This is a genomic window from Peribacillus sp. SIMBA_075, from assembly GCF_046534585.1.
The window spans coordinates 1-272 of the sequence record NZ_JAWRYN010000606.1; the positions used below are offsets into that span (position 1 = coordinate 1).

Genomic DNA, 272 nt, shown 5'->3' on the forward strand with positions numbered 1-272 from the left:
CTGTATGCATCAAACATGCACGAGCTGCGTTTTTGTTTTGAGATTGAATTTAGTTAATCTGCGGAATCGGTTTGACGGTCTTTTTCCGCGTAGTAAAGAAGAAGTTGAAAATGACAATGGCCAGTACAATAATCTGTGGTACTGTCGTTTCCCAGTTTGCGTAGATGCCCAGAGTAGGTATGTGCACCAAGAAATCAGAGCTGTGCGCCGAGAGATGTCCTGTAACCTGAAGCGCATGTACACTGACGCCCACAAATTTAAAGGCCATATAG

General features: G+C 44.1%; 1 pseudogene. It reads right to left on the reverse strand.

What is annotated here, in order from left to right:
- Nucleotides 1-49: 49 nt before the first annotated feature.
- Nucleotides 50-272 (reverse strand): annotated as a pseudogene (locus tag SB775_RS29595) (iron permease); the annotation flags it as partial.